Source organism: Vibrio sp. SCSIO 43097 (assembly GCF_023650755.1).
GTDB classification, from domain to species: Bacteria; Pseudomonadota; Gammaproteobacteria; order Enterobacterales; family Vibrionaceae; genus Vibrio; species Vibrio alginolyticus.
Genome location: NZ_CP071840.1, coordinates 3187614 through 3201070 on the forward strand (window position 1 = coordinate 3187614; position 13457 = coordinate 3201070).

Consider the following 13457-nt stretch of genomic DNA (forward strand, 5'->3'; position numbering starts at 1 on the left):
CATGACCATAAAACGTGATGACTTCGACCCCAAAGCATATAACCCTGAGTTTAAGCGCCACTTTCTGTCGCCTAAGTACTGGGGCACGTGGTTAGGTGTTATCTTATTTTCACCTTTATCATTAATGCCACTGGGTTTACAAAAGTGGTTGGCGAAAACCATAGCCAAAAAACTGTCTAAATCCCACAAAGGTCCAGCTCACCGAGCGAGGGTGAACTTTGAGCTGTGTTTTCCGGAAAAGTCGTTCCAAGAACGTGAAGCTTTGATAGAAAAAACACTCTACACAGCAGCCATGTTCTTTTTTCGCTTCGGGTTACTAAGTTTACGCTCACCAAAATGGCTTCAGAACCGTTGCCAAATTCGCGGCCTAGACATTTTACGACAGCACATTGATAACAACGAAAATGTGATTTTAATGGTTCCCCACTCTTGGGCAATTGATGTGCCTGCTATCTTGCTCGCGTCAATGGGAATGCCAGTTTCTGCAATGGCGAAGAAACAAAAGAATGATGTTGCTGACTGGCTAATGCACAAGCAAAGAGTCCAATACGGTGGCCGTGTTTATGAACGCTCAGGTGGCATTAAGCCTTTCCTGAAATCCATTCGAGATGGCTATGTAGGGTATTACCTACCCGATCAAGATCACGGCCCAGAGCATAGTGTGTTTGTGGATTTTTTTGCAACACGTAAAGCAACGCTACCTGGTTTAGGCAAAATTGCGAAACTATCACGCTCAAAAGTACTACCTCTATTTGCGTCGATGAACACTGAAGATGGTACGTTTGATATTGAGATTTTACCAGCGTTTGAGCTGGATAAAGGCGAAGAGCAAGACGCTCGTACCTGTAATGAAGCCATTGAATATTTTGTCGGTGATAAACCCGAACAATATATGTGGGTACTACAGTTGCTGCACTCTCAAGAAGACGGCAATAACTATTACAATTTGTTTAAACCAAGATATAACAGCGACTGGAAAGTGCAGTGAAAGTATTTGTCGTAAGCTTGGCTCGATCGCTAGATCGCCGAGAACGTATTGAAGAAAAGTTAAAACAACAAGGCATTACGTTTGAATTTTTTGATGCAATAGATGGCTCTGTTGACCGTTTTCTTCATTCAGAAAAAAGTCGTCCTACCATTACTCTACGCCGCAAAGGGTATCAATTAAAAACCAGTGAAGTCGCCTGTTTTGCAAGCCATTACGAGTTGTGGGTTCGCTGTGTTGAGCTTGATGAACCGATCGTCATCTTAGAAGACAACGTCGACCCCGTCGAAGGGCTGAAGCAAGTACTCGAACATACCCTTCCATTGACTTCTAATTATGACTACATCAAGTTGTCTGCCACTCAGAAGCGTGTATTCACCCCAATCGTACCTATTGATGATAATCATATGCTAGGGGGATACTCAGCAGGCACTTGTGGTACCACCGCTTATATCGTCACACCTAAAGCAGCCTCAAAGTTTGTTATGCATGCTCAAGAGTTTATTGAACCAGTCGATGACTACATGGAAAAACCATGGAGACATGGTGTTCAAGTTTACAGCGTGTCTCCAGATCTCTTTACTAGAGCAGAGATTGCTTCGACGATTGGTGGTAAAAGAAAAGATAAATCCAAAATGACTCTTGCGAATAAAATATACGCTGAACTTTTTAGAACTTATGAGTCAATTTTGAAATTCCTATACTGGAAAAACAAAGCATGAAGATTTTAGTCATTGGCCCTGCATGGGTCGGCGATATGGTAATGTCGCAATCGTTATATATCGTATTAAAGCAACGCCATCCAGATAGCCAAATTGACGTTATCGCTCCAGGATGGTGTAAACCGATTCTTGAGCGTATGCCAGAAATCCATCAAGCGATTGAAATGCCTATCGGTCATGGTGAGTTTAACTTATTAGGCCGCAGGGAAATTGGTAAATCATTACGTGAAAAGCAATATGACCACGCCTATATCTTGCCTAAATCAGCGAAATCAGCACTGATCCCATGGTTTGCCAACATTCCTCTTCGTACTGGCTGGAAGGGAGAAATGCGCTATGGTTTATTGAACGACTTACGCCCTAACATGAAGTCTTTTCAGTACATGGTAGAGCGCTATGTAGCGTTAGCTTATCCAAAAGCAGAAATGGTGGACTCTAACTCTCTTGGCGGGCTTGAAACCTTACCTCGCCCTCGCCTTGCAATCAACGCGGCAGAGCAACAAGCCACGATCAAAAAGTTCAACTTAGCCCAAGACCAACCAATTATCGGACTGTGCCCAGGAGCAGAGTTTGGTCCCGCAAAAAAATGGCCCGAAACACACTACGCTGAAGTTGCGACACAAATGGCTCGATCTGGGCATCAAATCTGGTTGTTTGGTTCTCAAAAAGACTTAGAGACTTGTAACAATATTCGCGCACTTGTTCCGACGCAATTCCATGAGCACATTCATGTTCTGGCAGGCCAAACCAGCTTAATTGAAGCAGTCGACTTACTTGCTGCATGTAAGACTGTTGTCGCAAATGACTCAGGCTTAATGCATGTGGCAGCTGCGGTTGGTTGTAATGTTGTTGCCGTGTATGGCTCAACTTCACCGAAGTACACCCCCCCACTCGCAGAAAAAGTGGAGATTGTTCATACCGATATTGATTGTCGCCCTTGTTTCCAGCGTGAATGTCAATACAAACACCTTAAGTGCTTGACAGAACTTTCGCCTAAGCAAGTGCTAGATAGCATCCAAAAACTTGACGCCATTACGATAAGCTCATGTTAGTTCGTATTGTTTATACCTTACTACTCGCTCTAGCGTCACCGCTGCTTTTATTTGGTTTGTACAAGAGCAAACCAAATAAGCCTAAGTTCGGCTCTCGCTGGAAAGAGCACTTTGGTATCACTCCCAAGCTAAAAAGCAACGACAAACCTATTTGGATACATGCCGTATCTGTTGGTGAAAGCATAGCAGCAACACCTTTAATTAAAGCCCTTAAGGAACAAAACCCCGAACAATCTATTCTAGTTACAACAACAACAAGTACGGGAGCTGAACAGATTGCTAAGTTGGGTGATTTAATTGAACACCGCTATATGCCAATTGACTTTGGGTTCGCTATCAAAGGTTTTCTTAAAGCAGTGCAGCCAAAGCAGATGTTGATCATTGAGACTGAGCTGTGGCCAAACACGCTTCACAATGTTCACAAAGCGGGTATCCCTATAACTGTCGTGAATGCGCGCCTATCTGAAAAATCGTGTCAGAACTACGCCAAAATACAGCGGCTTTTTAACCAGCTTCATCCATGCCTAACTCAAGTACTCTGCCAAACGGATTCAGATGCAGAGCGCTTCGAACGCTTAGGCGTTGAGAAAAAGAAACTATCCGTTACTGGCTCGATTAAGTTCGATATTCAAATATCAGAGCAAGTGAAACAGCAAGGACAGCAGCTTCGAGCCCAACTTGGAAACGATCGTCCGATTTGGATTGCAGCTAGCACCCACAAAGGCGAGGACGAACAGGTATTAGATGCACATAGACAAGTTTTAAAATCTCATCCAAATGCTTTACTCGTTTTGGTTCCTCGCCATCCAGAACGATTTGATGATGTATTCACGCTTTGCCAACAGCAAGGATTTAAAACTGTGCGTCGTACTTCAACGCATGCAGTAGAGACGAATACTCAAGTATATCTCGGCGATACAATGGGTGAGATGCTAACGTTGATTGGCGCAGCGGACATCTGCTTTATGGGTGGAAGCCTAATTGGAGATAAGGTTGGTGGGCACAATGTATTGGAGCCTGCTGCTTTGGGCGTCCCTATTATCAATGGTCCAAGCTTCTTTAACTTCAAAGAAATCGTACATGAAATGAAGCAGAACAACCTCATCAAAATTGTGAAAAATGAGGATGAACTGGCAAGAGCTATCGTGGCTCTAATTAAAGACGTCGCAGCTCATGAGCGCATCACGTCAGAGCTTGCTCATTTTATGTTAGCAAACTCAGGCTCCTTACAACGTACCACCACAGCCACCTCTTCTATCTAAAAAAGCCGAGTATTAACTCGGCTTTATTTTAAGCTTTAGTTTTAAACCAACGCTTTATTTTCTTTAGGTAATGTTTTTTCGATTTTTTCAGATATATACCTAAAAAGCATATCCAATACTTATAGCGATAGATCTTGTTCAAACCAAGAATACGGATTTTATATTGCTCAAACTCTCGGTCTTCTGCCGTTGGGTCTTTTGCTTGCTGGAGACTCCAAGAGCCCTCATGCATGCTACGATAAACCGACATTTTTTCAGGGAGGTACCAGGCGCCTTGCTCGATACTATTGATAATCTGCAACACAGAGTGCTCGCCATAAAGCTTGAAAAAGTCTTCATGTTGATAAATTAGGTCAAAAAACGGCCCTTTTCTAATAAACATCGATGCCATAGGCATAGTGTCTCCGCCCTTCTTAATGACATACTGATAAGGTATTTTCTTTTCTAAATCGCCTTGGTATCCGTATTTCTTGTCAACCAACTGGTCTTTTAGCAAAGTCAAAGAAGGATGAAAACAAGCATTAATATCCTTATGGTTTGCCAAAGCTTCAAGCTGTTTTTGAAGCTTGTTGTCATCAACCCAATAGTCATCACCTTCACAAAAAGCGATGAACTCCCCATCAACATGAGGCAACATGTTAAAAAGTACAGCTGATGACCCTTTAGAGTATATATTCTCCTCTGGATAAATTCTCTTTATTTGGCATTTCCCAGAATACTCATTAAAAACTCTATCGATAATTTTTCGACTATTGTCAGGAGAACAATCATCATGTATAAGCAACTCGTATTCAAAGTCTACTGTCTGATTAAGTATAGATAAAAGTGTCTGCTCAATATATTTTTCGTGATTATAGCAAGTACAAATAACCGAGACTTTGGTGGACATTTTATTCCTCTGTCTTCTATTTCTTTAATTAAGAAGAGTTATATCTTTTTAGCAGGATTACCTAGAACGGTGGTATTTGACCTCACTTTGGTAAATACGACAGCTCCCATGCCAACTGTCGCATCATCTGCTACTTTAACTTTAGGGTGGATAGTTGCTCCGGAGCCAATCAATACTCTCTCACCAATTTCTACATGACCATTGATGGTATTGCTTCCTAGTAAAGAGGTATAGCGACCAATTTTGACATCATGTCCAATAGCACAATTACAGTTGATGAGCGAAAAGTCACCAATAGCTGCACCAGGAGAGATGCTGCAGTTTGGGTTAATAATTACACCTTCACCTATTAAAGAGAATGGGCTCAACACAACACTAGGGTGAATAAATGAGATAGCATTACCGCCTTTATCTTTTAGCATTTCGGCAATACTAGCGCGAGCATAACCTTCCCCTCCAAATGCCAAAATAAAATCAAACTGTTCAAGATCATCTAGCATGGAGATTGATTTTACTTCGTGGCCATAAAATGTTGTTCCTGATACAAAATATTCGTCAGTCACACAAAAACACAAGAAACGTTCACGAATATCATTTACATCTTGTATCCAGCTGTACACTTCCGCAGCTAGACCACTAGATCCAAATATAATAATTGGATTAGACATTATTTACCCCTGCTCAATCTCGATTTTTTCAACGTGTATTTTTAACAAGCCAAACTCATCATTTATCACGATGCTATTTTCGCTACTATTTACAGATTTATCGCTTGGTTCATCAATAAACTGATAAGCACGTACAGAGTATCTATCACCATCATTATCAATTAGAGCCTTAGGAAAAACTTTAAATGGTCCATAATCTAATGCTCTCAATATGCGATAGTTCTCAAGCGTTGATTGTTTTATATCTAGCCAGCCATTTCCGGGAATATCTTTGGACAGGTACAGATAGTCGTATCTCAATGGCTGTTTAGTCAAGCAAGGAGTACTGCCTGTTTGCAACAATTCATCAATTACGTTTGAAAAGGCTTCTAATCCGGCATGCATACATTTATGAGCGACCTGATATGCTTTGTCATGCTTATCAACTAATACGTCGGAAAAAGCAATAGCCTCACCAGTGTCTACACCTTCATCAACATAATGCCAAGTGACACCGGTTTTTTCTAATTGATGAAAAATAGCCCAACTAGGTGCGTTTCTTCCTCGTAAATTTGGTAAAAGTGCATTATGAAAATTGATAATAGTTACATTCTTTAAAGTCAGTAACTTCCCTTTAAAAAGGTAGTTATTATTCGCACTGATGATTAATGTATTACCAGACAGCCACCTGAGTAACGAAGACTCGATATCTTCTTTCGTATGCTTAAATTGATATGCGACGTCGTGTTTTTGAGCAAATGACTCAAGAGTAGAAAAAGGTTGCATCTCTGTCTGTAACAATTTCAGCGTCACATCATATTGAAGAAGCTTGGAAGCAACGTCTTGAGCTATCTTACCAAAACCGATCACGATTACGGTTTCAAACTTTAATTTAGACACTGCGCCCTCCATCAATCACAAGATCTAAACCAGTCACCCAGCGAGACGCTCTGCTACTCAAAAAATAACAGGCCTCTGCAACATCTTCAGGTTTGCCTAAACCTAAAGGATATAGGTTATGTAACTTTTCAAGTGCTGCTTCGCCCAAATCAACCGCTACATCTTTTGTGTGCTTGGTCTCAACCCATCCAGGCGAAACGGTATTTACTCTGATTTTACGCGGAGCTAATTCTCTAGCCATTGATTTACTTGCAGAAATCAAAGCCCCTTTTGCTGCAGAATAAGCAACTAATCCTGGCTCACCAACGAAATGGGCAATGCTAGAAATCAGTGTAATACTTCTATCCTGAGACTTATCTGAATATAAAGCGTTCGAAAAAAGCTGGCAAAGGATCAAGTGACTATTTACGTTCGTTTGCATAGTCAAAAGAAGCTCTTCATCCGATACTAACTTCAACGGCAAGATTTTATGGTAGCCCGCAGCACAGATAAGATCTGTAACTTTACCTTGCTCAGTAACGATCTTTTTCAGCAGCGGTTTTAATGATGAAGGAGACTTCAAATCCCAAACATAAGCGGCTGAGGAATCTTTTCCTAAAGATTCCTCAGCGGTTTTAAGGCTCTCTTCATTACGTCCAAGAAGGATCACAAAGTTTCCCTTTTGAACATGTTTGTGAGCAATACTCAAGCCAATGTCTGAAGTCGCTCCTGTGATAAGAACTTTTCTTTTCATCGAAATTACTGAGGAAGTAGCTCGAGCAATTGACCCACAGTTTTTCGTTCGATTAAATCACCGTGTCCAATTTCTACTTGATATTCATCTGCGAATAAAGTGATAAGAGATAATTGGGCTAAAGAGTCCCACTCTTCCGTTTCTTGATATTCAAAATCAGGAGTTAGCTCTTCTACTTCCAACTCTAGGATCTCAGCTAGTTCTTCCAAAAAAACAGTCATTTATACATCCAACTTAATTAGTTTACATAGTGTAAGTTCATTGACATCAATCAAGGTCGCCCCCCAACTCAGACCTATACCAAAGCCTGATAATAGTGCTTTTTTACCCTCAAAGCCCGAATTCTTCATCCAAGATGATAAAATCGACATTGGGACAGTTGCGGACGAAGAGTTACCATAAATAGTCACTACCTCTGAAGGTAACTGCTCTTCCGTTACCTTCAGTGCTGAACGGAAACGATCCAAGATAAACTTATTTGCTTGATGAAAGAAAAAGTAGTCAATCTCTTCTGGTTTTGTGTTCGTTTCAATAAACTCTTTAATAAAATTGATTACCGTTGTTTGAGTAAACGTAAAAACATCTCTACCTTGCATGACCAAATGCTCAGAACAACGCCAATTTCCTTCTTCGTCCTCAGCAAGAGCGGCAGTATCAGAGGTACAAGGGTTTACCATACCACCTGATGGGATCATTAAGGCTTTTGCTCCTTTACCATCATGTTTGATCTCAAGAGGGGCCTTCACATTTTCCGCTCTTCTTTCTATTAAAGTGATAGTAACTGCATCCCCAATAAGAGGGTATGAGTTACGATCTTTTAAAGAAACCTTACGGCTTAAAACATCACCAGCAATTAGCAACACTTTTTGCGCATCACTATTACGAACTAGGCTCGAAGCTTCAAACAAACCTCGAATATAGCCATTGCAACCATCGTTGATATCCATGCAATAACAATCGGTTTTAAAGTCAAAAGCGCCATGTACTATCGAAGCCGTTGACGGAATTGGGTAATCAGGAGTTTGAGTTACCACCAAAATTCCATCCACATCCTGATAGTCGCACCCAAGAGTGGTTGACAGGTCCTCAAGCAAAGGAAAAATCATATCAGTGAGCGCCGTTTCTTTTGAAACAACATGATGTTGATTGTATCCCATCAGCTTCTTCAGCTTTTTAGAACTCTGCTCTGTGTGTGAGTAGTTTTTTATCTCATCATCAAAGTAAGAAATATGCTTTGGAACGGCTGCGACTATCCCTTTCAGCGAGATATTGCCAATATCACTTTTCATAAATTAACCTTGAATCGTTTTAAGATACTCACCAATAACATGCGGCGAAACAAAATTCTCAGGAACCAAACCTTCACCAGGAATTGAAATAGCTAGCTGAGCTTCGATCTCACTTACTAGGACTAACAAATCAAAAGAGTCCAACAGACCTGATTCAAAAAGTTCAGTATCTTTAGCAAACTCATGTTCTGGTTTCATTGTGGTTAAGATTGCTATAATTTTTTCACACATACTACTATTTAACCTTTACAAATTCTTGTAGTGCTTTCTCTGAAAAAGCTTTTCTATTTAACTTACCATTTGGCGTAAAAAGCATTTCTTGTACAAAGCCAATCTTGCTTGGAATCATGTACTTTGGTAAACGTTTCGTCAGTGCAACTTTAAGCTCAACTTCACTCATCGAACTACTGCATTGAACAAAAGAATAAAGCACTTTATCTTCTGATAAATAACCAACAACACACTGTTCGACAGCATCTAGCTCCATGATCTGAGACTCAATTTCACCAAGTTCTATACGATAGCCATTGTGCTTAATCTGGAAGTCTTTTCTACCAATATAATAAATTAAACCATCAACAAGTCTAACCAAGTCTCCGGTACGATAGATCATATCAATGTATTTATCTTGAAGTGGGTTTTGACAAAATACCTCTTCTGTTTTTTCTGAGTTAGCCCAATACCCAAGCGCTAAGCTAGAGCCTCGAACGCACAATTCACCTTCATCATTACGCTGGTCGTTTTCATCTAGGATTAGAATTCCTGAGTTATGACAAGGAACCCCTATAGGTAAGCTATCCCCATCCCAGTCTGACGGCACATCATAGTAGGTGCAATCAACGGTAATTTCTGTTGGTCCGTACAAGTTAGAGTAATGAGCATTAGGATGCTTATCTAACCAGTACTTAATCGTCTTCGCTGGCATTACTTCCCCAGCAAACAATACATTCTTCAAGCATGGCAATTGAAACTGATCAAGTAACTTAAGGTTCGCAATATTTACAAGCAATGAAGGAACCCAGAAGATCGTTGTTATTGCTTTTTCTTTCAGGTATTCAAGTGTTTTCTGAGGAAAAATAAACACGCTTTCAGGAATAACATGCAATTCTGCCGCATTAGACAACGCCAAATAGATGTCTAAAGTCGAATTATCAAAGAATAGTGGTGCTTGACTACCAATAATATCAGCCTTGCTCACTTGATAGGTTGAATTAGCCCAATCAATATAATCAATAACACTAGAATGGCAAATAGTGACACCTTTTGGTGTGCCTGTAGAGCCTGAAGTAAAAATTATATAACATGGATCTTTATCAATAACGGTTTGATTAAACTTTTCGATATCAACCCAAATATCTTGCATAGGTAGCTTAGATGTTGGTATTTCATCGATATTAATAGTTGAAATTGGACTATCTAATTCTAATGAATTTAATAAATTTCGAGACGTTTCATCATAAAGAACAAGACAATCTTGAAGGTTAGATAAGATCTTTAATAGTCGTTCTTTAGGTGAGTTAATGTCTACGGGACAGTAAATCCCTCCAGCCATTGTCGCAGAAAAGATCATGGAGAGTGCATTTACAGATTTTTTCGCAAACACAACAATCGGCTTGTTTAAACTTCCCTGCTGTCTTAGTTGCAATGAGATAGCATATGACTTTGCTGTACTTTCTGCATAAGTCAAAGAGCGGATCGAATCCGAAACACAAATATTTTCTGGATGTTTCATCGACGATGCTTGTAGATATTTCAGGATGCTGTTTCTCATCTTATACTCTCTTTTTGCAACCAATCATGATTTTTTAAGTATTTGTTTTATCTTGTTTACCATTGATTCACACAAATCAAAATATATAGGCAAGCATAAGATCCTTTTACTAGTCGAGCGACTAACTTCACATGGAGTTCCTTCATGACCATAACTATCGACAAGATCTAAACTTGGATAAAAGTACCTTCTTGGAAAGATGTTATTCGCTTCCAAATTAGCCTTAGCTCTAAGTAATGACTGCTCCGAATCAAACACAATTGGTACATACGCACCATTAGGTTTTGAGCTATCCAACCAATTTTGCATTTGGAAAACACCAGAAAGGTGGGTTTGATAACTTTGCCATAAGCCTCTTCGCTTGGTCATGATACTTTCTATATCATCTAGAACACAGTGACCCATAGCGGCTTCAAACTCATTCATCTTGGCATTAGTTCCAACGCCTTCTATCGAATCCGGTCCCGTTATTCCAAAGTTAATCATAGAGCGTACTTTAGCTGCTAGCTCATCACATTGTGTAATCACAGCTCCACCCTCTATCGTGTGGAATAACTTTGTGGCATGGAAACTTAATGTACTTATATCACCGTACGTTAATACACTTTCTTTATTTAGGTCCACACCAAAAGCATGAGCGGCATCATAGATAACTTTTAGGCTGTGCTTGTTTGCTATAGCTTGAATCTCATTGACTTTACATGGGTTACCAAACACGTGCACCGGTACTATTGCAGACGTTTTTTCTGTAATAAGATCTTCAATTAAATCAGGATTGATATTAAAGGTATCACTTTCAATATCACAAAAAACAGGGGTTAAATTTTCCCAATTAAGCGTGCTTGTGGTCGCAGCGAAAGAGAAAGGTGTTGTGACCACCTCTCCAGCTAGATTAAGTGCTTTGTAAGCAACTTGAAGTGCCAATGAGCCATTTGCAACCAATATAACATGCTTAACACCAAGATACTCAGCTAGTCGAGATTCTAAATCCTTAACGAGAGGACCACTATTGGTCAACCAACCGCTCTCGTACACACGATCAACATATTGTTTATACTTATCTTTTGACGGTAGATATGGTTTTGTTACAGGAACAATTTCATTGCTCATCATTTAATATCTCATTGCAACTAACGAGTAGTGCTATTTTTGTTCGGTGACTAACTCGGAAAGGTAACGTCCGTAATCATTTTTTTGCATCGGTTTTGCAATGGATAGTATCTGGTCTCTTGTTAACCACCCATTGCGCCACGCAATCTCTTCTAAACAGGCAACTTTAAGACCTTGAACATTTTCAATGGTTTGAACAAACGAAGAAGCTTCATGTAGGCTTTCATGCGTTCCAGTATCTAACCAAGCAAAGCCGCGCCCTAGTAATTGAACATTCAGGTCACCTCGCTCAAGGTACATTTGGTTTAGCGTCGAAATCTCTAACTCACCACGAGCTGAAGGTTTGACTTTTTTTGCCAATTCGACGACTCGGTTATCATAAAAATACAGCCCAGTGACAGCATAATTGGATTTAGGCTTTACTGGTTTTTCTTCAATCGAAATCGCCTGCATATTGGCATCAAATTCTACAACGCCAAATCGCTCTGGATCTTTAACCTGATAACCGAATACCGTCGCACCACGGCTCTTCATCGCAGCTTGCTGAAGAATAGGAGTGAACCCTTGCCCATAAAAAATGTTGTCACCCAGCACCAAACATACTGAGTCATCGCCAATGAAGTCTTCACCAATGATGAAGGCCTGAGCTAAGCCATCTGGGCTTGGCTGAATCGCGTATTGCAACTCAATGCCAAACTCTGAGCCATCACCCAATAGGCGCTGAAAACCCTCTTGGTCTTCTGGCGTGGTGATGATCAAGATTTCACGAATGCCAGCAAGCATGAGTACCGACAACGGGTAGTAAATCATTGGTTTGTCATAAACCGGCAGTAACTGCTTAGAGACACCGCGTGTAATAGGGTAAAGGCGAGTGCCCGAGCCACCAGCTAAAATAATGCCTTTCATTATTCGCCCGCTCCTAATCGCTCTAAACTGTATGAACCATCAAGCACGCGTTGCCACCATTGCGGATTATTGAGGTACCATTCCACGGTTTTGCGAATACCGCTTTCAAACGTTTCTTCTGGCGTCCAGCCAAGCTCTTGAGCAATCTTGGTGGCATCAATTGCGTAACGCACATCATGACCTGGGCGATCTTTCACATACGTGATCAAAGATTCATAAGACTCAACACCTGCAGGTTTGTTTGGTTGCAGCTCTTCAAGCAAAGCACAAATGGTTTTCACCACTTCGATGTTGGCTTTTTCGTTATGGCCACCAATGTTGTAGGTTTCACCGACTTCACCTTCGTTGACCACTTTGTACAGCGCGCGAGCATGGTCTTCCACAAACAGCCAATCTCGGATCTGCATACCATCACCATACACAGGCAACGGCTTGCCATCGAGGGCATTTAAAATCATCAGAGGGATCAACTTCTCTGGGAAGTGGTACGGGCCATAGTTGTTGGAGCAATTAGTGATAAGTGTTGGTAAGCCATAAGTACGTTGCCAAGCGCGAACCAGGTGATCGCTCGAAGCTTTAGATGCAGAATATGGGCTGCTCGGCGCGTATGAAGTGGTTTCGGTGAACAAATCATCCGTTCCCTCTAAATCACCATACACTTCATCCGTAGAAATATGATGAAAACGGAATGCCGATTGGCGCGCTTCATCTAAGCCCGACCAATATTGACGAGCCGCTTCAAGCAAATGGTAAGTGCCCATCACGTTGGTCTCAATAAAAGCAGCAGGACCATCAATAGAGCGATCGACATGAGACTCGGCGGCCAAATGCATCACCCTATCGGGTTGATGCTCTGAAAACACGCGATCTAGTTCAGCTCGGTCACAGATATCTACTTGCTCAAAGTAGTAACGTTCACTCTCTGAGACATCAACCAGTGATTCTAGATTCCCTGCGTAGGTCAGTTTATCTAAATTGATGACGGTATCTTGGGTGTCACGAATGATATGTCGGACAACAGCTGACCCAATAAAGCCTGCTCCACCGGTTACTAATATTTTCATTACAAATGTTACCTACGTTAATTTTTGTGCCATCAGATACACATGAATACTTTATGATTATTGTAGTTTATAGACTCACTCGAGCATCGTTAGACTCAAGAAGGCTTACTTAGAGCAATCAACATAA

Annotated in this window: 15 protein-coding genes; 4 read left to right on the plus strand and 11 right to left on the minus strand. The window is 40.8% G+C overall.

Annotation, left to right across the window (positions count from 1 at the left end):
* Position 1: 1 nt before the first annotated feature.
* Genes lpxM through waaA form a run of 4 tightly spaced genes read left to right on the plus strand, consistent with a single transcriptional unit; the run spans position 2 to position 4021 of the window.
* Positions 2–988, plus strand: coding sequence for a lauroyl-Kdo(2)-lipid IV(A) myristoyltransferase (gene lpxM / locus J4N40_RS15345; RefSeq protein WP_250654303.1), 987 nt, complete (start codon positions 2–4; stop codon positions 986–988).
* Positions 985–1707, plus strand: a complete 723-nt coding sequence (locus J4N40_RS15350) for a glycosyltransferase family 25 protein (protein ID WP_053307407.1) — start codon at positions 985–987, stop codon at positions 1705–1707. Before lpxM ends, J4N40_RS15350 begins: the two co-directional genes overlap by 4 nt.
* Positions 1704–2759 (plus strand): lipopolysaccharide heptosyltransferase II, encoded by a 1056-nt coding sequence (gene waaF, locus J4N40_RS15355; RefSeq protein ID WP_025768326.1) that lies wholly within the window; start codon positions 1704–1706, stop codon positions 2757–2759. The genes J4N40_RS15350 and waaF overlap by 4 nt, the downstream gene beginning before the upstream one ends.
* The gene (waaA, locus tag J4N40_RS15360; protein ID WP_171345970.1) at positions 2753–4021 is read left to right on the plus strand and encodes a lipid IV(A) 3-deoxy-D-manno-octulosonic acid transferase; all 1269 of its coding nucleotides are present in this window, start codon (positions 2753–2755) and stop codon (positions 4019–4021) included. Before waaF ends, waaA begins: the two co-directional genes overlap by 7 nt.
* Before the next feature lie 28 nt (positions 4022–4049).
* Here waaA and J4N40_RS15365 read toward each other — a convergent pair whose 3' ends face one another.
* From J4N40_RS15365 to rfbB, 11 genes are read right to left on the minus strand one after another with little or no spacing between them, the layout of a single operon-like run.
* On the minus strand, positions 4050–4910 hold the full coding sequence (locus tag J4N40_RS15365; RefSeq protein WP_171345969.1) for a glycosyltransferase family 2 protein: 861 nt from the start codon (positions 4908–4910) through the stop codon (positions 4050–4052).
* A 38-nt stretch (positions 4911–4948) separates the two neighbouring features.
* Positions 4949–5578, minus strand: coding sequence for a NeuD/PglB/VioB family sugar acetyltransferase (locus J4N40_RS15370; protein WP_171345968.1), 630 nt, complete (start codon positions 5576–5578; stop codon positions 4949–4951).
* Positions 5579–5581: 3 nt separating this feature from the next.
* Complete coding sequence (locus tag J4N40_RS15375; protein ID WP_033905965.1) at positions 5582–6457, minus strand: formyltransferase family protein; 876 nt, start codon at positions 6455–6457, stop codon at positions 5582–5584.
* Complete coding sequence (locus tag J4N40_RS15380) at positions 6450–7190, minus strand: SDR family NAD(P)-dependent oxidoreductase (RefSeq protein ID WP_033905964.1); 741 nt, start codon at positions 7188–7190, stop codon at positions 6450–6452. Before J4N40_RS15380 ends, J4N40_RS15375 begins: the two co-directional genes overlap by 8 nt.
* 5 nt (positions 7191–7195) lie before the next feature.
* A complete protein-coding gene (locus tag J4N40_RS15385) occupies positions 7196–7411 on the minus strand; it encodes a phosphopantetheine-binding protein (protein WP_021453150.1) in 216 nt (71 codons plus the stop codon).
* The gene (locus tag J4N40_RS15390; protein WP_033905963.1) at positions 7412–8479 is read right to left on the minus strand and encodes a ketoacyl-ACP synthase III; all 1068 of its coding nucleotides are present in this window, start codon (positions 8477–8479) and stop codon (positions 7412–7414) included.
* A 3-nt stretch (positions 8480–8482) separates the two neighbouring features.
* Complete coding sequence (locus J4N40_RS15395; protein WP_161782023.1) at positions 8483–8677, minus strand: phosphopantetheine-binding protein; 195 nt, start codon at positions 8675–8677, stop codon at positions 8483–8485.
* 37 nt (positions 8678–8714) lie between these two features.
* Complete coding sequence (locus tag J4N40_RS15400; RefSeq protein WP_171345967.1) at positions 8715–10250, minus strand: amino acid adenylation domain-containing protein; 1536 nt, start codon at positions 10248–10250, stop codon at positions 8715–8717.
* Positions 10251–10274: 24 nt separating this feature from the next.
* Entirely contained in the window at positions 10275–11363 is a 1089-nt protein-coding gene (locus tag J4N40_RS15405) for a DegT/DnrJ/EryC1/StrS family aminotransferase (protein WP_250654304.1), read from the minus strand.
* A gap of 30 nt (positions 11364–11393) precedes the next feature.
* Positions 11394–12266: a glucose-1-phosphate thymidylyltransferase RfbA gene (gene rfbA / locus J4N40_RS15410; RefSeq protein WP_203345732.1), complete on the minus strand. Its 873-nt coding sequence runs from the start codon at positions 12264–12266 to the stop codon at positions 11394–11396.
* Positions 12266–13330 (minus strand): dTDP-glucose 4,6-dehydratase, encoded by a 1065-nt coding sequence (gene rfbB / locus J4N40_RS15415; protein ID WP_132936688.1) that lies wholly within the window; start codon positions 13328–13330, stop codon positions 12266–12268. The genes rfbA and rfbB overlap by 1 nt, the downstream gene beginning before the upstream one ends.
* Positions 13331–13457 lie beyond the last annotated feature (127 nt).